The sequence below is a fragment of the Candidatus Pelagibacter sp. PS_11 genome, assembly GCF_059417975.1.
Map to the genome: position 1 here is coordinate 983,166 of NZ_CM182075.1, position 19,709 is coordinate 1,002,874.

Consider the following 19,709-nt stretch of genomic DNA (forward strand, 5'->3'; position numbering starts at 1 on the left):
TAAGCTTTAATTATATTATAATGTAACCGATGTCTAGCATAGGTAAAAGATAATGAAAATGGTGGGACTGGTTGGTTACGCTCCAACTACCCCTGCAATGTCAATGCAGTACTCTACTATTGAGCTACAGTCCCTTTAGCATAATTCATTAATTTATATTTAATTAGATCTATATACATTAGTTTTTTCTCCGACTGCGTACATAATAGATAAATTAATCCAAAAAATAGTTAAATTATAATCTGCAAAAAACGCACCACTGGGTAAAAATGGAATAAACAAGGTTAGTAAAAATATTAAACTTCCCAATTGTAAGTAATTTTTAGAGATAAAAATAAGCTTAATTTTACTAAAAATTAGGCTGAATAAAATAAAAAATAAAATCATCGTTCCAAATATTCCATGCTCTGCTAAAAACTCAAAATACAGTTGATGAGGGTGAGAATTACACAAATATTTAGGGTTTTTTTCATTTGAGCATGTCTCTAATCTATAATTTTTATTTCCTGCTCCAAAAATTGGGTATTTTTTAAAAACTTCAAATCCAGATTGGTAGAGACTGATATAAATATTGTCTTTAAATTCATCTCCTTTATTTAATTCATTGTTAGTCTGAAAAAATGAAGCTATTGGTTTAAAAAATTGACCCCCATACCTCAATTTTAAAAAATCAGAATTATTTAAAAAAAAACCAATCATTAAAATTAGTAGTAAAATTGAGAACATTTTTTCTTTAAATTTGAAATAATCATTAATAAAATAGAATAGAAAAAAACCAAAGATAGCTTTAATTGCATTTGATCTTTCACCTGTTAGTATTATTGCAATAAGAAAAAAAATAGAAAAAACAAAGATAATATATTTATACTTATTAGATATATTCTTATCTAAAAAAAATAAGTATCCAATAATCATTAAGTAAAATCCATGAATATAACCACCTACAATTGGTTCATCTTTAAAAAAACTTACTATCCTTGCTCCATGAGCTTCTCCATAACCAAGAATATTTGTTCCGTATATACTCTCCTTATATGTATCCAAGGATAATAAAGATAAAGTTAATAACCATGTAGCTAAAACAATAATAACAAAATTCTTATTATTATAAAAAAAATAATTAAATGCCAAAAAAAGTATCCCAAATCTTATAAATCCAAAATTTCTAAGTACGCTCATTGAAAAATCTTTTGCAATAATGGAATTAAAAACTAAATATAAACAAAGAAATATTATGAGTTTTACAGTTTTATTAGATAAAAATTTAAAGTCTTTTTTATAAAATATTAAGAAAATAAACGAAAAATCAATTAACAGAATATTAAACAAAGAAATCGCTGGTCCAATAATTATAGACGCAGGTATAAAAGAAAATAAAAAAAGGAAATAAAAATTAAGAATTTTATTATTCATTTAATTAATCTAATACTCTATTAAATATTAAAAACAAATAAGATCTGACTGATCAAATTAAATAAGTTCGTTTAACTTTCTAAAAAGCTTTTTAACTGCTTGGATCTGCTTGGGTGTTTTAATTTTCTTAGAGCTTTAGCCTCTATCTGTCGAATTCGCTCTCTAGTTACAGAAAACTGAAGACCCACTTCTTCAAGAGTATGGTCTGTATTCATTCCAACACCAAATCTCATTCTAAGAACTCTTTCTTCTCTTGGTGTTAAAGTTGATAAAATCTTAGTCGTAGCTTCACTTAGATTAGATTTAATAGCTTGTTCTAAAGGTGCTAATGCTTTTGTATCTTCGATAAAATCACCCAAACTACTATCTTCTTCATCTCCAACTGGTTTTTCAAGAGATACTGGTTCTTTTGATATTTTTAAAACTTTTCTAACTTTATCTAAAGGCATTCTTAATTTTTGTGCTAGTTCTTCAGGTGTAGCCTCTCTACCAAACTCACTTAAAATTAATCTTTGGGTTCTTACAATTTTATTAATAGTTTCAATCATATGAACTGGAATTCTAATCGTTCGCGCTTGGTCAGCAATAGATCTGGTGATTGCTTGTCTAATCCACCAAGTAGCATATGTTGAAAATTTATAACCCCTTCTGTATTCAAATTTATCTACAGCTTTCATAAGACCAATATTTCCTTCTTGAATAAGATCTAGAAACTGAAGTCCTCTATTTGTATATTTTTTTGCAATTGAAATTACCAATCTTAAGTTTGCTTCAACCATTTCTTTTTTTGCAATTCTAGATTCTTTTTCACCTTTTTGAACTCTACTAACTATTTTTTTATAATCAGTTACTGAAATTCCAAGTTTATGACTAATCTCAATTAATCTTTCTCTAATATTCTTAAATTCATCTTTATTTTTTGAAAAAAACTGTTTCCACATGGGGTTAGTATCCAAGAACTTTTTAAGATTTGGGTTAATTTCATTGCCAATATAAAACTTAATGAATTCATTTCTTGGAATTTTTTGATCCATTGCTAGTCTTAAAAGATTTCCTTCTAGTGAAACAATTTTTTTATTTTCCACATAGTGTTTTTGAACCAATTCCTCTAATACAGAGGGTGACAATTGTAATGATTTAATATTTTCTAAAATATCACTTACAATTTTATCATGTCCTTTTTCTTTAGCAGCTGAGAAACTTACTGCATTTAAAATACAATCAAGTTTTTCTTTTTGATACTTGATTAATTTTGCATATTCTTTTGTTAAAGTATTAACAGTTTTTAAAACTTTTGGTTTGATTTCAGTTTCCATTGCTGCAAGCGTTGGATTAAACTCATCATCGTCTCCATTATTCTCTTCATTTTTATCAGTTTCCCCAGAATTTCTTTGTTTAGCACTTGGACCTGTATTTTCGTCTTCCATGTAGTTAGTATCAATGTCGATAATTTCTCTAACTAATATTTCATCACTTTGAAGTTTTTCATCCCATTCTACAAATTGTTGTGCAGTAATTGGGCTTTGTGCTAATGCGATCAGCATTACATCTTTCCCAGCTTCTATTCTTTTTGCGATTGCAATTTCACCTTCACGAGACAAGAGCTCTACTCCACCCATCTCTCTTAAATACATTCTTATAGGGTCATCACTTTTTTCAATTGTCTTGCCTTCTTCTTTAGATGAATTTTCTTTTTTTCTTAAAACTTTAAAGTCAGATTTTTTTTCAACCAATGCTACACTCTCATCAAGAATGTGCATGAAGGCTTGTTCTAAATTTTCGTCTGAAAGATTTCTTTTACCTAATGATTTATTTAGCTCATCAAAAGTTATAAATCCTCTATGGGTTCCACGACCCATAAGTCTAGCAAATGATTTTGTAATTATTCTTTCCACAATAGTATATTTGAGAAGACTTATATAAGCCCAATTTGAGAAAAATCCACGTATTTTTTGAAGGATTTAATTGATGTTTTTTTGTTTTTTTAGCTCTCTTATTTCGTTGAAAGTGCTTTCACTTAAATCTTTAGAGAACTTCGACTCGAGCTCTTCAATCCTAAACTCTAAATCGTAGTTTTTGAGGTCTCTAGATACTTCGTCTAATAATTCAAACATTTTATTCTGATCATTTTGGTGATTATTTAGAATATGTTTTATTGAGGCAAATTTAAAGATTTTTTCCGTTAATTGAGGGTCAATTGGAATTTGATCTAAGGTAAGTTTTTCTCCACTCTTTAGTTTGTTTATCAAAGTTTCAAGGATTAATTTATTTTCTTCGCTAAATAGATTTATATTTTCAATCATGTGAATATTTTCTTGAAATAAATCTAAATTATTTATTATTAAATAAAGCAATGAAAATTCTTTAAGCTCAACGCCACTCAATAATTTACTTTCGTTAAAGTGTTTTTGAGTAGACTGTAATGATTTAACTTTTTTTGTATAAAATTGTTTTTTTTCAATATTGCTATGTGGGGTTAAAGATGAAATTTTCTCCAAGAAAAACTCTAGTACGTATTTTTTTATGAAATCATCTTTAATAGTTGCAGCAATAGCTCTTAATTTTTTTTCAAAAATAGCCATTGATGAAGGATTATTATCTGTTTGTTGTTTATAATGGTTAAATATAAACTGATGAATTGAAATTTTTGCCTGTTTTGTAAAATCAATAAAATTTGCTTTACCATTTTTATTTGCATAACTATCAGGGTCTTCTCCATCTGGTAAAAAAAGAAACGAGATTTGTTTTTCTGGTTGTAATTCTTTAATTGAATTTTCTGCTGCTCTAAGAGCTGCTTTGTATCCACTTTCATCACCATCAAAACAAATAATAATATCTTCAAAGAATTGGTTAAGCATTAAAATTTGACGATCCGTTAAAGAAGTTCCAAGATTTGCCACAACATTTTCAATTCCATTTTTACTTAAACCAACTACATCCATATATCCCTCAACTAAATATACATGATCTATTTTATTAGATAATCTTCTAGCTAAGTCTAAATTATATAAATTAGAACCCTTTTTAAAAAAAGGTGTTTCGGGAGAATTAATATATTTTGCTGAATAACTATTTTCCTGGATGGTTCTTCCTCCTAATCCAATAGGTTGGCCTGAAATATTATTAATTGGAAATATTATTCTATCTCGAAATCTTTCAACGTATGTATTCTTTTTTTCATCTAAATAAAAAAGACCACTTTCAACCAAAACTTTTTCACTAAATTCATCTTTTAATTTTTCATAAAAATTTGAGTTTCTTTCAATAAAACCTATTTTAAAATTTTTAACCTCTTCTTTACTAAGGTTTCTTTTTTTTAAATAATCTCTTGCAATAGTTAAACTTTCATTTTTTAAAATTTCATCATGATAAAATTGAACATATTGATTGTAGATTGAGCAATATTCTTGCCAATTTTTTTCACGTTCTTCATCTTGCTTTGAAAATGTGTAAGGTCTCATACCTGCAAGATTTGCTAATGATTTTACCGCTTCTCCAAATTTCAAATTTTGAGTTTTCATTACAAAATCAAAAATATTTCCATGTTCCGATGTTGCAAAACAATGATAAAATTCTTTTTCATCATTAACTGTAAATGAAGGCGTTTTTTCAGTTTTAAAGGGTGATAAACCTACAAATTCTTTGCCTCTTTTTTTTAGACTGACAGACTTTGATACAACTATCGAAACCTTTAAACGAGTTTTAATTTCATCCAAATACTCTTTTGGGTATTTCATTATTTATTTAATAGTTCTTTTAGCAAAGGTCCAGCTTTAGCAAAATCTAGATTGTCAGGGTATGACTTTTTTAATTCACCCATTACTTTACCCATGTCTTTAATTGATGCGGCACCCAATTTACTTATTGTATCTGCACATATTTTTTTAGTTTCTTCATCACTTAACTGTTGTGGTAAAAAACTAGATAAAAGATCAAATTCATTTTGCTCAACTTCTAACAAATCCATTCTTTCATTCTTTTTATAGATCTCTATTGATTCGGCTCTTTGCTTAATCATTTTCTTTAAAAGTTTTTTTATATCATCATCGTCTGTTTCTTTTATGTTGGCTCCAGATCGATTGACAATATCAAGATCTTTTATTCCAGATAAAATTAACCTGTAGGTTGAGATTTCAACCTTATTTTTTGATTTTAGAGAATTTTTATAGTTAGTTTCTATTTTTTCTTTCAATGTCATAATATTTTTTAATCTACTGCAAAGTGAAAATTCTTCAAAAGAAAAATTGTTTTTTTATAATTTTATAATACATCTCTGTTGCGATAATTAGGGTTTTATTGTATTAACCTTTAACTCATGAGTTGTAATTGATCAAAAAAGCAAAAAAGATTAGCTCTAACAAAATCTCACAGATTCACACAGGCGTTTTAGTTCTTGAAAATAAAACTATCTTTAAAGGAGTTGGTATTGGCTATCAAGGAACAGCGACAGGTGAAGTATGTTTCAATACTTCTCTAACTGGTTATCAAGAAATTATTTCAGATCCTTCTTACGCTGGGCAAATTATCAATTTTACTTTTCCTCACGTTGGTAACGTTGGAACTAATAAAGAAGATTTAGAGTCTGATAAAGTTTGGACCAAAGGTGTAATTTTTAACTCTGAAATAACAAGTCCGTCTAACTATAGATCTTTAGCTAATTTAGACCTGTGGTTAAAAAAAAATAAAATTGTTGGGATCACTGGTTTAGATACAAGGGGCTTGACTAATTATATTAGAGATAAGGGAGCCCCAAAAGGCACTATTTCTTTTTCTAGTAAAAGAAATTTCAATATTAGTAAATTAGCAAATATCACAGCGAAATGGAGTGGATTAAATAATTTAGATTTAGCAGAACAAGTAACTACTAAAAAAAATTATATTTGGTCAGGTTTTAAAACTTGGAAAAAAGAAACTGGTTATTTAAAAAATAAGAAAAGTTCATTACATGTTGTTGCTATTGACTATGGGATAAAGAAAAATATTCTAAGATATTTCTCAGATCTTAATTGTAAAGTAACAGTGGTTTCGTGCAAAACGAGTGCAAAAGACATACTTAAATTAAAGCCAAATGGGATCTTTTTATCTAATGGTCCTGGTGACCCTGCAGCAACTAGTAAATATGCAATTGGAATCATTAAAGAATTAATAAAAAATAATTTACCTATTTTTGGTATTTGTCTTGGTCATCAAATTCTAGCTCTAACACTAGGTGCAAAAACTAAAAAAATGAAACTAGGTCATAGAGGCGCTAACCATCCAGTTAAAAATTTAATTAAAGACAATGTTGAAATCACCAGTCAAAACCATGGCTTTGAAATTGTAAGAGCATCATTGCCAAAAAATATTGAAGTCACTCACAAATCTTTATTTGATAATTGTATTGAAGGAATTAGATTAAAAAATAAACCTGTTTTTTCTGTTCAATATCACCCTGAATCAAATCCAGGACCACAAGATAGTGTTTACTTATTTGAAGAATTTATTAACAACATAAAAAAAAATGCCAAAAAGAAAAGATCTTAAAACTATATTAGTCGTTGGTGCTGGACCCATTATCATAGGTCAAGCATGTGAGTTTGACTACTCAGGGACACAAGCCTGTAAAGCCCTTAAAGATGAAGGTTATAAAGTTATTTTAATTAACTCTAACCCAGCAACGATCATGACAGATCCTGGTGTTGCAGATAAAACTTATATCGAGCCAATAACGTTAGAAGTATTAGAAAAAATTCTAAAAAAAGAAAAACCAGATGCAATTTTACCAACAATGGGTGGTCAAACTGCTTTGAATTTAGCAATGGAGGCGGAAAAAAAGGGAATTCTTAAAAAATATAAGATTGAGTTAATTGGAGCTAATTCAAAAGCGATCTCTAATGCAGAGGACAGAAAAAAATTCAGAAAAAATATGTTAGATATTGGTTTGGACTTACCAAAATCTAAAGTGGTATCTCATATTAGAGATGCTGCAAAAGCTTTAAAACAAATTGGGTTGCCTGCAATCATTAGACCTGCTTTTACCTTGGGTGGTTTGGGTGGAGGAATTGCTAAAACTGAAAAAGAATATCTTAAAATAGTTAAAGATGGTTTACACGAATCCCCTGTTAACCAAATTTTAATTGAAGAATGCCTTGAGGGTTGGAAAGAATTTGAAATGGAGGTTGTCAGAGATAAAAAAGACAACTGTATTATTATTTGTTCTATTGAAAACATCGATCCAATGGGAATTCACACAGGAGATTCAATTACCGTTGCACCCGCTCTAACACTCACAGATAAAGAATATCAAGTTATGAGAAATGCCTCAATTGCTTGTCTTAGAAAAATTGGAGTAGAAACAGGTGGATCAAATGTTCAATTTGCAATCAATCCTAAAGATGGCAGAATGGTTATCATTGAAATGAACCCAAGAGTGTCACGTTCATCTGCCCTTGCATCTAAAGCAACTGGGTTTCCAATTGCAAAAGTTGCAGCAAAACTAGCAGTTGGTTACACCCTTGATGAATTAAAAAATGAAATTACTAAAACAACGCCTGCTTCTTTTGAACCTAGTATTGATTATGTCGTAACTAAAATACCAAGATTTACCTTTGAAAAATTCTCTACTTCAGAGGCAATTCTTGGAACATCAATGAAGTCAGTTGGTGAAGCAATGGCAATTGGGAGAAACTTTAAAGAATCTCTTCAAAAAGCATTGGTTTCTCTTGAAATTGGCTTTTCAGGTTTAGATCGTATTTTTCCATTAAACAAAAAACAAATTGAAAAAGAATTAAAAAAAAATATTCCAAACAGAATATTATTAGCTGCTGAAGCGTTTAGAAAAAAAATAAATCTTAAAAGAATTCACCAACTTTGCAAAATAGACCCTTGGTTTTTACAGCAAATAAAGGAAATTGTTGATGAAGAAAATAAGATACAAAAAAAAGGGCTTCCTAAAGACTATAATGAGTTTAACAGAATTAAATCAATAGGTTTTTCTGATAAAAAACTATCAGAGATTACTAAAATTCCTGAAGACCTTGTTAGAAAAAAAAGAACTGCTTTAAAAGTATTACCCGTTTACAAAAAAGTAGATACCTGTGCTGCTGAATTTAAATCATTCACACCTTATATGTACTCAACATATCAAAGAAATTATGCTTTAAACTCAGAGTGTGAAGCAGAACCTTCTACAAGAAAAAAAATTATAATCTTAGGCGGTGGACCAAATCGTATAGGCCAAGGTATTGAGTTTGATTATTGTTGTTGCCAAGCGAGTTATGCTCTTAAAGATAGTGGTTTTGAAACTATAATGATTAACTGTAATCCAGAGACGGTTTCAACAGACTACGACACAAGTGACCGACTTTATTTTGAACCTCTTAAAGAAGAGTATGTTTATAATATTATTAAAAAAGAACAGCAAAAAGGAAACCTTGTGGGGATCATCGCTCAATTTGGTGGGCAAACTCCTATAAGACTCGCAAAGTTTTTACATGACAACAAACTTCCAATTTTAGGTACGCAGTACACATCGATAGATTTAGCTGAAGATAGAGATAGATTTAGAAAGTTACTTGATAGATTAAAATTAAAACAAGCTGAAAGTGGTATTGCTAAAACTTACAAACAAGCCATTCAAATTGCTGAAAAAATTGGACTGCCTTTAATGGTTAGACCTTCTTATGTCTTAGGCGGAAGAGCAATGGAAATTGTTCATGAGAAAAGTCAATTAAAAAACTTTGTAGAAGAAGCATTTAAAGCTGCAGAAGAAAATCCGATATTAATAGATAAGTTTATAAGTCATGCGATGGAAGTTGATGTTGATGCGATATCTGATGGTAAGCAAGTGTTTGTTGCAGGTATCATGCAGCATATTGAAGAAGCAGGTATTCATTCAGGGGATTCTGCATGTTCTTTACCTCCAATATCTATAAAACCAAAGCTGATAACTGAAATAGAAACTCAAACAAAAAAATTAGCTTTAGCTTTAAATGTTAAAGGCTTTATGAATATTCAATTTGCCATTAAAAATGATGAAATTTATGTAATTGAAGTAAATCCAAGAGCAAGCAGAACAGTTCCTTTTGTATCTAAAGCAAAAGGTCTTCCTCTTGCAAAAATTGCATCCCGTGTAATGACTGGTGAAAAGTTATCTAAATTTAATTTAAAGGGTAAAAATAAAAACTTGTTTGCAGTTAAAGAAGCTGTATTTCCTTTCAATAAATTCCCTAATAGCGACTTATTGTTAGGACCTGAGATGAAATCAACAGGTGAAGTTATGGGGTTTGATAAGGATTTTGGTATGGCTTATGCAAAGAGCCAAATTGCTGCTTCAAACTCATTACCAACAAAAGGTCTAGCATTTATTTCTCTTAAAGATGGTCATAAAGATGAAGGTGTAGATCTAGCAAAACAATTAATAAAATTAAATTTCACTTTATGCGCTACTGGTGGAACTGCCGACTACATTCGTAAACATGGAATAAAATGCAAAACAATAAACAAGGTAAGTGGAGGCTCACCTCACATTGTTGATGTACTAAATTCTAAAAAAATTGCACTTGTAATTAATACAGGTGGTGGAAATAGTGAGCATCGTCTTCATGATGCAATGGCTTTAAGAAGAGCAACCCTAGGTAATAAAGTTCCTTATTGTACAAACATGTCTACTGCTCAAGCTTGCTTAATGGGGATTAGATCTTTAAAGACAAAAGAGATTACAGTAACTGCGCTTCAAGATATTTAATGTGAAGACAAGCCAGTATTTGCAATACTAAAAATCATATCTTCATAACTCATATCAAGGTTTAGTACGCACGATCTATAAAAATAACCTTTTCGAAGACCCGGCATTAAGTTTGCTTCTATAAAATGAGGAACCCCTAAGTGATCCATTTTAATATCTATTCTACCTAAAGATTTGCCACCTAAGGCTTTAAATGAATCTTTTGCAAGTTTTGAAAGTTTGTCAAAAACTACAACATCAGAAACAGCAATTACACTCTCTTCATCATTTTTTTTAACATCAAAATCAAGGATACAATGACCGTCTACATTTTCTTTTACGATAATTTCTATTGGCATAGCCCTTAAAGCTCCATCAATGCTATCTTCAAAAATACCAACACTATATTCTTTGCCTGCTAAATATGTTTCAACTAATGAAGGTGAGTTTTGCTTTATTTTAATATCAAGAACTTTTGAAGTAAATCCTTCGAAATTAAATACAATAGAATTTTTATCAACTCCTCTGCTATCTCCACCAGTTACTGGTTTTATAAATAGTGGAAATTTTATTGGAATTGAACTTTCAGTTAAATATTCACCTGGATTTGTTATAAAAAAATCAGCAGTTCTAATATTATTTTTTTGCATAATTTTCTTTGCTCTATTTTTATCACTTTCATTATCAAGAGCTGCTTTACTTGAAGCGATATAAGGTATTTCGAACATTTCTAAATAGTCATTTAACCATATGTTTCTATTGTTAAAAAAGAAGTACTTAACACCAGAAAATACTAAGTCAGGTTTTCTCTTAACTAATGCTTCGAGATCTTGCTCAGAATTAATTTCAGTAATTAAAACATCTTTATATCGTTTAGATAAAATCCTTAGAATATTTTTTTCCTCTATAACAATTCCGACGTTATCTTGATGCGAATTTACTTCACCCAAATTAGGAACTACGACTATTTCTATCGTCTTATTAATCTTTATTGGAATAATATTATTTTTTATAAGAGGTAAAATATTACCTATTTCTGGTATTCCTTGTTTAGCTATATCTTTTATAATCATAATAAATAACCTTCATCAACCATGATAAATTCATGACTTCTGAATTGTCTTTAGATCGGTACTTTTCGAAAAATACTTGCCTCTATAATGATTTGTAATTTAATCTGGCAGTATCTAAAAAATACTATGTATCAGTTATAAGGGTAATAGATAGAAGCAAATTAAATTAGGCTCTTTTCATGACTTATAAGGGTGTATTGCTCTTTAAAACAAACTCTAAAGAACCTCTTAAAACTAAAACTTATACCCAAATTCAGCTACAAGATAATTTCTATTTTGTGCCACATTGTTTTTAAAAAAACTCTTACCGCTATTATCAACATATTTGATAGCAAGATCTACTTTTTTATTTACATCTAAAGTTGTCTTTATAACACGACTGCGTCTAAAATTACTTACATCGGTCTGAGCAATTTTTAGATGAACAGGAAAAACATCTAAGAAAAAAAGATTTTTTTTTGTAAGTTTAACATCTGTTACCTTATCGCCATATACGTACCCAGTTCTAACAATTTTTGCACCATTGCTAGTTTCTTCCCTATAATCATAGTCAAAAAATAAATCTTTATGTAATTTGGCCTGGAACACAAATCCTAAATGAGAATTGTCATTTTGTGTGGACACATTTTTATCGTGGTGAGTAATTTTTGCATAAGGCATTAGTACAAGATTTTTTTTTTTAATTATCAAGCCTAGTCTTTGATCAAATTCAAAATTCTGCTCTGTTCCATCGTTAACTGTATCGTCATAATTAATAATGTGATTAACGCTGCGGATAGCAAAATTTTTATTGAGCAAATATGTAAAATGCGAATCAATTACCAAACCTGGCCTAGTATTGTTATAATTGGTTCCTCCATCACTGATTAATGTTGTAAAATATCTAATTTTACCTTCAGGATAAAATTTTTTAGTTTCCGCATGCAGTGTTGAAGAAAGAAAAAAGATCGTAAGGAAAATGAAAATTTTTTTATAAGAATGCATTGCAGGGAGTGTAAATGTTATTTGTTACCAAGTATAGATTTATTAGATAAAATTGATTGCAGATTTCTTAATCCCTTTAGTTTTGAAATTAGCGCTATTAAAGAAATATCGATGACTGCTTATGCTTTAACAATGATGGCAATTTCGATAATTTTTGTTTTTATAATCACTATTATTGGCATTGCTTTATAACTTTAGACCCATACTGAAAAATACATTAGACCAATTAAACTAATTAGACCCAGTATGGGCTCACTTTAATTGTTACTTATAGTCAAATCTGATCTATTTACATCATGAGTGAAGAAAAAAATTTAGATACTGGGATAAAAAATCTTCCTCATTTGGAGACCTCTCAAAAAGGTAAGGAAGTAATATCATCAGGAAGAGTAGATATTAATATTCTTTTAAAAAGAACTAGAAAAGAAAAAGAAAAAGAAACTAGAGCAAACCTAGTTTTTGCAGGATTAATAGTTTGTTTAATTTTTGTTGCTGGACTAATCTTATTTTTCTAATTACATTTTTCCATATTTAGGTCCACCACTTCCTTCAGGGGCAGACAATTATTTTTCCCTCCTATTAAAGATTATAGCAACAATTATCTAATAATAGAAAAAAGCTAATGGTGCCCATATCAGGTTTGAATTAAAATGGTTTGCTTACTTTAATTGCAAACTCATTTTCAAAGTCATTGTTATTTTTAATTAATCTTCTAATTGAGGTAGCAAAATACCAACTATCAATTAGATTTAAATCAAAACCTAACTCTAATTTTAGGGAGTTTGAATAGTCTTCTTTTACCATGTAATTATATGTGGTGTTAGGATCAGAGACATAAGAAGTTTTAACTTCTGAATTAGGAGTTAAATTTTCAAAAAATTCAATTCTACCGTAAGGTAAAAAATAACCTTTCTTAATTTTTTTTTTATATTTTGTTAAAGCACCAATCGAAATAGATTTATTTTTTAAATTTTGTTCTTCAAATCTTAATGCATGCGCATTCCCCGACTCTGAAAAGCTTTTTAATTTAGATAAACCATAATCAAATCTTCCAAATAATAATGATGTAAAGTTATCTTTATCTCTTATTTTATTAAATTTAATTGAAGTAAAATATTGCTTAACACCTCTATTTCCAGTTAAAGGATTGGAAGGGTTAGCTTGCACAATTCTTGTAAGATCATTCTCCATGTATCCATAGCCAATTAAACCATCAATAAAAGTTGAACTATTCTTATGCCAACTTGAATATATTGTTGCACTTTTTGCATCAGATTTAATTTGAGTACCTGATTGCCCCACATCAGTATCCTCATCTTGTAGTCTAATGGCTATACCAAAAAGCGTATTTTTCCTTATTATTTTATCCATTCCAAGTGTTAAAGCATCTGAATCGAACTCTTGATTAACCTTGCCTGATTGAAGTTTAATTTTACCTTTTTTAAAATATCCAGAGCTCCATACTTTCCATTTTCGAGGCACCATTCCAAATTCATTTTTTAAATATTGTGAAAGGGGTAATTCGCTTATAAATTTTTCAATATTCTTATTTGATAACTTTTGTTCTTTATTAACATCACCTTTTAAAAGATAAGCATCTAATAATTTTGCATACGGATAGGTGTCTTTGTTTGTTATATCTATATCTATGCCCAGATCTTGAAATTTAATATTGTCATTTTTTTTGGTGGTTCGATACCACTCCATTCTTTCTAAAATAGGATAAGTTGAACTATAAATAAATCTTTTTGCACTTTCTGATTGTCCTTCAATTATCCCAACTAAATCTTTATCTACAAAAAAATCAACTTCAGTAGAATTTATTGATAATGATGCTGATCCAAAAACTGTGGCTGTGCCTCCCATGCCACCGTATTCAACGATATATTTGGTAACATTATTATTGCTAGCTGTTGCAGGACTAGGAAAATCATTCCACTGACCAAATTTAACATCAGTTCGATCTCCATAAAGGTGCATATAATCTTCATCCCATCCGAGGCGTACTGCTTCATGTGAATTTGGTTCACCTGGGACCCAATTAAGATAACTTTGTTCTGAACATCCGCTGATTGCAGCACCTGTTCCGCCTACACTTGGTTCAACATATTTTTGGCAGGTATAAGTTTGACCGGCTTCAGGACCATCCATCCACTTCCATATGTTTTCAGTTTCACTATCAGATCCACCCGTCCAGGCATTTGTTGAAATTTTTTCTTTAATCCAATTATTTTCTTGTTCGGTCGTAATGGTTACTAAATATCCTGTAAGTCCATTAAATGTTTGATCCTCGGAATGCATCGGATCATCTATTTCATTTTTAGCATATCTTCTTGCATTCTGCCAATCAATAGCTTGAGGAGGTGAAGTTAAACTGCCAAGAACTCTGTAATAATGACCATTAACAGGATTATAAGAAGCACCTTCCGGAGTTGCTGAAACCGAAATAGTAGTATTTGAAGTGGTTCCATCACCCTTAAATGAAAGTGTCGCCAATGCAGTATTAACTTCTGCTTGAGTTCCTTGAAAGCCAATCTCTGATCTATCATTGTCTGAACAATTAGTAGGTACATCACTAGAGTCAGATGTATAACCACAGAGACCGTGGATTTGTTCAAGGCCTGTAACTGTTGTTACCTTTACATAACCCGCTGTTGTTGTGATTGTTATAAGTACTTCAGTCGAGAAACCACTTACAGAAGGAGTAGTGCCAGTATCAGAAACTAAAACGAAATCTGAGGTATCGGTTGTTAAAGATGAAGGAAAAGTGAAATCTGCTGAATAAACTATTTTTGAACTAAAAAAGATAATTAAAAAAAAAGTGATGTGAATACATCTAGCTAGTTTTCTTAAAATAAATTCCATAATGGAAAATAGCCTATAAAATTTATTTTATTACTTAGCCTATCTTTGTTAGTGCTCAAACCGGGCGGGATTAACTAACATTTATGATGAATTTACTGAGCTTTTAAAGTTTGTCTGAAACAGATTAAATTAAAAGATTTTCTTTAAATTAATCGTTGCTTCATCAAAAGTATTTGGCCTCAATACATCTTGATTGTTTAATTTAAAATCAATTTCAAAATCATTAATATTTTTACTTATCTTATACTCAGATCCTAAATTTTCTGAGCCTACTAATTTAAAAGCATAATTAGTTTTTCTGTTAGGTAAATATCCTATCGCTAAATGTATTTTATCAGTATGACCGGTTCCTAATGCTTGATTTCTTTCATAAATTAAAAAAATACTAAAGCTATCTGGTAAAATTATATCTATACCTAATTCACCATTTAAATTGTGTAAAGCACCTGAGTTTAGTTTGGTATCAAATTCACCACTTGTTGCATCAGAGACGTAAGAATATTTAATATTAGAAGAACGATGTAAATTTGCTTTGTATTCTAATTTTCCATGTTTTCTAATTTTATATTTTTCATTTTCTAATTCATCAATTGCAGCAATTGAAAGTCTGGCATTTCTTGATTGAATACCTTGCTTTTTAAATTTCATAGCAGTGTTACCACTTTCTTGATAGCTATCTAACCGGGTATAACCAAGGTCTATTTGTCCAGAAGGAATTAGAATTAAATTATTTTTCTTAATCTCATCTTTTAATTTAATTGTTCCATATATTTGTCTACCTTTTCTATCAGCAGTTACACGTTTACCATCAAGCACTGATAAAATATCAGAGTTGAGGATACCCGCTCCAAAAACAGTGTCTATAAATTTTGTATCATCTTCAATTGGTGAAGAGGAATAATGGGTTAAATTATAAGTATTCGTATCTAAATTGCTTCCAGCTGACCCAACATCAATATCATTTTTACCAAATCTAAAAGCAAGTCCCCTTATACCATTATTTTTGGTAAATTTATCCACTCCAACTGTAATTGCATCAGTTTTAATCTTTTTAAATGAAGAAACATTTGTGTCTCCTACTCTGCCAACAGCAATACTTCCTTCACTCCAATAAAATACGTTTTGTTGTTTTTCATCTTTTTTCTTTGTAGTAGCTGAAGTTTTTACAACTTTAGTAAGAGAGGCAAGCATTTGATTGGTAAAATTAAGATCTAAATTAAGATTAGTTAAGTTTTGATTATCTTTATTTCTTCTAATCCACTTCAATCGATTTAAAGCAGTATCTGTTGAGTGTTCTATAGTTCTTGTTGCAACTTCTATTTGTGCAATAGCTATTCCAGTTCTGTCACCTTTGGTAATTTCAGGACATTTTCCTTCAATAATATTAAAAGGACAAACTAAATTATATTCATGAACTCTATCTATATCATTACCCCCAGAATCATCATTTCCAATATACATTATTAACCCATTTTTACTGAATGTTACTGTCCTCATTTGGTTAACACCACCAAGAGATGAAATGTTAAAAGCAACAGCACCATCTACAGTATATGAAGATGTATCAAAAGGTGCATTTAATGAGACTTGTAGTATTTTGTGATTATTATGATTTGCAATAAAAATTCTAGTACCATCTTCACTAAATTCTATCGACTGAGGATTGGTTGTATCAGAAGATAAATCCATCCCTCCATTAAGGTTAAGCGAAAACGTTGTAACGTCAAATGCAGTTGATAAGTCATATTCTAAAACATGACCATAACTCATCATGGTAAACATTTTTTTTCCATCATTACTAAGTGAAACACCTTGAAGACGATTGCTTGTATGTCCAAGTGATGGTCTGTCTCCTGCTTGACTTCCATTTATAAAGTTACCTAAATTTTCAGTTCTTTGTGCATAAGAGCAACCAGAAATATCGTAAGGTGCAGTAAGGTCAAATCTATAAACAAAATTTTTATCTGAGTTGGAGCTATCAACATTACGGTTAGCAACATAAAATTTCATTCCATCACTGCTAAAATTTAAATCAAATGGTTGATGCCCCGTTGTTGCTACTAATCCATGATTTAATTCACATGATACTGCATAAGTACCTGTTGAAGCATCGAACGGAGTTGAAAGGTTATACTGATCAATGTAACTATAAAGTTCAGTATCTGGATCTGCACCACCATCCTCATCTCTGAAAAATCTCACAAACATTTTTGTGCCATCATCGTTAAACTGCACACCTCCGATTTCTTTATCAGTGTTATTAGCAAGTCCAGCTCTATCTGTACCTTCGCTTGTTCCATTACTAACTTGAAAACTATCCACAAATGTAACCATAGCTCCAAATGAATTAGAGATTGGAAGTATAAATAATAAAATTAAAATAAAGTTTTTTATAAATTTCATAAGATTAAAATGTTGCTGATAATTCAATACCTGCTCCATAGTCAGGAATTTTACTATACATCGCGTAGTTAGATTTTACTTTTAAATTAAAATTATCGTAATTTTTTAAATAACTGATTTCAGTATTATTATTTTTTAAAGGATCATAAATTACATTAAGATTAGTATTTTTATTTTTCTGTTTTCCAAATTTAAAAAGCAAACTATCTGTGTGTGCACTATTATCTAAGCTTTGAAACCGTTCATAATTTAATGCAAATGTTTGACCACTTTTTTTAAATAATTCAAAGCCAATATTTCCTTTAATATTATTTAAAGAATATCTTTTAATGGTGTTTTGAACTGTGACACTATCAATGTGATTTTTATAACGATGATCAATATCAGGAGTGAAATCAACCACATACTCTAGAAATCCATTTCTATTTAGTTTGTTTTCATCATAATGCCCATTTCCACTTAGTTTATTTTCATCCCAATACAAAGTGTGATCAAACTTAAAGCCGGCAGATGCATTTCCAGTTTTAAAAGTTAGTCTTTCATGGGTCTCGATATTATTTGTCGATGAGGTACCAAAATCCGTATATTCAGATAATTGAGTAATCCCTAATTCTGCTTTACCATAAGGAATTATGTCAAATTTAGTGTAATTTTGCTCTTCTTCGTAACTTAAAGCCGTATAAATTTGTTTTCCATTTCGTTCACCCGTAATGGTTCCAGAGGTCATTTGGTCTATACTTAAAAAGCTTACCCCTAATAAAGCATTTAAATTTGATTTTTCATTAACAGGTAATTGGCTATACACATTAAAAGATAATGATTGAGAATTTAATTTCTCATTAGTTGCAGATTTTATATCAACATCGTCATTACCGTATCTCACTGCAAATCCAAAAAAGTTGTTATTTTTGGTTAATTTATCTGCTCCTATTGATATTCCCTTAGTAGTAATTTCTTTTGGTTTTAATGAGAGGGTATCACCCACTCTTCCAAATGAAATATCAGCATTTGACCAGTGGGACCATTTTCTTTTATTCTCTGCTGGTTTTTTTGTTTTTAATGATGCTTGAGTATATTTAACATCTTTAAAAGAAGACTTAAAAGATGATTGTAGTTCATTTTTTAAAGACGCTAAAATTGGATTATTGATATTTAATTTTAAATTATGACTATTTAAATTTGTTTTATTTTCATTTCTACGTAACCATTCAAATCTTTTAAAAATTGTTGAAGTATTCTGATGAATAACATTTTTAACAATTTCTACTTGAGCACTTGCAACTGATGATGTTTCACTTTCACATAATACAATTCCATAAGGACAACTTAAATCATATTCAAAAACTTTTTTTTGATTACCATAACCGTTATCTTGAAAAGTTGCCTGATAAAATTTCATACCATCTTTAGAAAAATGCATACTTCCTGGTGATCCACCACCTCCTGCTGCATCAAAAAAATTTAACATACTACTAACAAAAGTTGCAGTTGAAGTATCAAAACCAGTACTTAATTTATAAACATGAATTCTATTTGCATTTGTACCACCGTATCTACCTTCTAATACATACATTCTTGTGCCATCATCATCAAAATCTATATCCTGAAAGTGCGATCCTAAATCCCCTAATCCAAAAAAATTACCAAATGATGCAGAACCTGGAAGGTAAGGAGTGCTTAAATTATATTCTATAACTCCTACAGTACCATCAGCATCAACTAAAAACATTTTTGTTCCATCATTATTAAAACGCATAGCATGTATTCTATGAGCACCATCCGAATCCCCTCCAGCAAGATCAGTTTTCCAATCAATACCGTCATCATCATCCTGTGTAGCATTAGATAAATCATATGGTGTTGATAAACTGTGAACATTCATGTTTCCACGCCAATCTATTGTATATACTTTTGTACCGTCTCCATTAAATGTTAAATCATGTAAATCAGTACTACTAAGATTATCGTCACCACCACCATTTACATTGAGGGTAACTTCTGAGCTAGAATCTATTGATGATACATTAAATGGAATACTTAAATCATACTGGTATAAAATAGTATCAAGGTTATATCTAGCATAGTGAATTTTAGTTCCATCCGGGCTAAGTGTTAGTCCAACAGGTATTTCCAGAACAGCGGCAGATGAACGTACAAAGGTTGGTTTAACTGTCTCCGCTTGTGCTTGCATCAAGAAAAAAAATGATAACACAAATAAACCTACAGCTAATTTTATGTAAAAAAATACCATAATAAAAAATACTATA

At 29.9% G+C, this 19,709-nt stretch carries 13 protein-coding genes and 1 tRNA gene; 4 read left to right on the forward strand and 10 right to left on the reverse strand.

The annotated features are described in order from the left end of the window. Positions 1-59: 59 nt before the first annotated feature. The 5 genes from AC5SLT_RS05215 to AC5SLT_RS05235 form a co-directional block, all read right to left on the reverse strand. A tRNA-Val gene (locus AC5SLT_RS05215) sits at positions 60-134 on the reverse strand. 25 nt (positions 135-159) lie between these two features. Beyond that, complete coding sequence (locus AC5SLT_RS05220; protein ID WP_494591547.1) at positions 160-1,179, reverse strand: O-antigen ligase family protein; 1,020 nt, start codon at positions 1,177-1,179, stop codon at positions 160-162. Positions 1,180-1,484: 305 nt separating this feature from the next. Continuing rightward, positions 1,485-3,308: an RNA polymerase sigma factor RpoD gene (rpoD, locus tag AC5SLT_RS05225; protein WP_006997871.1), complete on the reverse strand. Its 1,824-nt coding sequence runs from the start codon at positions 3,306-3,308 to the stop codon at positions 1,485-1,487. 66 nt (positions 3,309-3,374) lie between these two features. Beyond that, positions 3,375-5,150, reverse strand: coding sequence for a DNA primase (gene dnaG / locus AC5SLT_RS05230; protein ID WP_494591549.1), 1,776 nt, complete (start codon positions 5,148-5,150; stop codon positions 3,375-3,377). Beyond that, positions 5,150-5,611: a GatB/YqeY domain-containing protein gene (locus tag AC5SLT_RS05235; RefSeq protein ID WP_271479995.1), complete on the reverse strand. Its 462-nt coding sequence runs from the start codon at positions 5,609-5,611 to the stop codon at positions 5,150-5,152. Before AC5SLT_RS05235 ends, dnaG begins: the two co-directional genes overlap by 1 nt. Positions 5,612-5,739: 128 nt before the next feature. On the opposite strand from AC5SLT_RS05235, the gene carA reads away from it, so the two are divergent. Together carA and carB are read left to right on the forward strand one after the other, a co-directional pair. Then, positions 5,740-6,936, forward strand: coding sequence for a glutamine-hydrolyzing carbamoyl-phosphate synthase small subunit (gene carA, locus AC5SLT_RS05240; RefSeq protein ID WP_494591550.1), 1,197 nt, complete (start codon positions 5,740-5,742; stop codon positions 6,934-6,936). Beyond that, positions 6,914-10,138, forward strand: coding sequence for a carbamoyl-phosphate synthase large subunit (gene carB, locus AC5SLT_RS05245; protein ID WP_494591552.1), 3,225 nt, complete (start codon positions 6,914-6,916; stop codon positions 10,136-10,138). The genes carA and carB overlap by 23 nt, the downstream gene beginning before the upstream one ends. On the opposite strand, the gene AC5SLT_RS05250 is transcribed toward carB, so the two are convergent. Beyond that, a complete protein-coding gene (locus AC5SLT_RS05250) occupies positions 10,135-11,190 on the reverse strand; it encodes a D-alanine--D-alanine ligase family protein (RefSeq protein WP_494591554.1) in 1,056 nt (351 codons plus the stop codon). The genes carB and AC5SLT_RS05250 overlap by 4 nt on opposite strands. Positions 11,191-11,424: 234 nt before the next feature. Next, the gene (locus AC5SLT_RS05255) at positions 11,425-12,174 is read right to left on the reverse strand and encodes a hypothetical protein (RefSeq protein WP_271481487.1); all 750 of its coding nucleotides are present in this window, start codon (positions 12,172-12,174) and stop codon (positions 11,425-11,427) included. A gap of 21 nt (positions 12,175-12,195) precedes the next feature. Between AC5SLT_RS05255 and AC5SLT_RS05260 the strand changes: the two genes are divergently transcribed. Beyond that, a complete protein-coding gene (locus AC5SLT_RS05260) occupies positions 12,196-12,366 on the forward strand; it encodes a hypothetical protein (protein ID WP_494591556.1) in 171 nt (56 codons plus the stop codon). Between the two features lie 104 nt (positions 12,367-12,470). Next, positions 12,471-12,689, forward strand: coding sequence for a hypothetical protein (locus AC5SLT_RS05265; protein WP_494591558.1), 219 nt, complete (start codon positions 12,471-12,473; stop codon positions 12,687-12,689). Between the two features lie 130 nt (positions 12,690-12,819). Here AC5SLT_RS05265 and AC5SLT_RS05270 read toward each other — a convergent pair whose 3' ends face one another. The 3 genes from AC5SLT_RS05270 to AC5SLT_RS05280 form a co-directional block, all read right to left on the reverse strand. Beyond that, complete coding sequence (locus AC5SLT_RS05270; RefSeq protein WP_494591559.1) at positions 12,820-15,039, reverse strand: autotransporter domain-containing protein; 2,220 nt, start codon at positions 15,037-15,039, stop codon at positions 12,820-12,822. Between the two features lie 129 nt (positions 15,040-15,168). Continuing rightward, on the reverse strand, positions 15,169-17,442 hold the full coding sequence (locus AC5SLT_RS05275) for an autotransporter domain-containing protein (RefSeq protein ID WP_494591560.1): 2,274 nt from the start codon (positions 17,440-17,442) through the stop codon (positions 15,169-15,171). Between the two features lie 4 nt (positions 17,443-17,446). Beyond that, a complete protein-coding gene (locus AC5SLT_RS05280; RefSeq protein WP_494591561.1) occupies positions 17,447-19,633 on the reverse strand; it encodes an autotransporter domain-containing protein in 2,187 nt (728 codons plus the stop codon). Between the last annotated feature and the right edge of the window lie 76 nt (positions 19,634-19,709).

Excerpts from the sequence above, each read along its gene's own strand:
- AC5SLT_RS05255 (WP_271481487.1), bottom strand. The coding sequence starts at position 12,174 with ATGCATTCTTATAAAAAAATTTTCATTTTCCTTACGATCTTTTTTCTT.
- AC5SLT_RS05275 (WP_494591560.1), bottom strand. The coding sequence starts at position 17,442 with ATGAAATTTATAAAAAACTTTATTTTAATTTTATTATTTATACTTCCA.
- AC5SLT_RS05235 (WP_271479995.1), bottom strand. The coding sequence starts at position 5,611 with ATGACATTGAAAGAAAAAATAGAAACTAACTATAAAAATTCTCTAAAA.
- AC5SLT_RS05265 (WP_494591558.1), top strand. The coding sequence starts at position 12,471 with ATGAGTGAAGAAAAAAATTTAGATACTGGGATAAAAAATCTTCCTCAT.
- carB (WP_494591552.1), top strand. The coding sequence starts at position 6,914 with ATGCCAAAAAGAAAAGATCTTAAAACTATATTAGTCGTTGGTGCTGGA.
- AC5SLT_RS05220 (WP_494591547.1), bottom strand. The coding sequence starts at position 1,179 with ATGAGCGTACTTAGAAATTTTGGATTTATAAGATTTGGGATACTTTTT.
- AC5SLT_RS05270 (WP_494591559.1), bottom strand. The coding sequence starts at position 15,039 with ATGGAATTTATTTTAAGAAAACTAGCTAGATGTATTCACATCACTTTT.
- dnaG (WP_494591549.1), bottom strand. The coding sequence starts at position 5,150 with ATGAAATACCCAAAAGAGTATTTGGATGAAATTAAAACTCGTTTAAAG.
- AC5SLT_RS05280 (WP_494591561.1), bottom strand. The coding sequence starts at position 19,633 with ATGCAAGCACAAGCGGAGACAGTTAAACCAACCTTTGTACGTTCATCT.
- AC5SLT_RS05250 (WP_494591554.1), bottom strand. The coding sequence starts at position 11,190 with ATGATTATAAAAGATATAGCTAAACAAGGAATACCAGAAATAGGTAAT.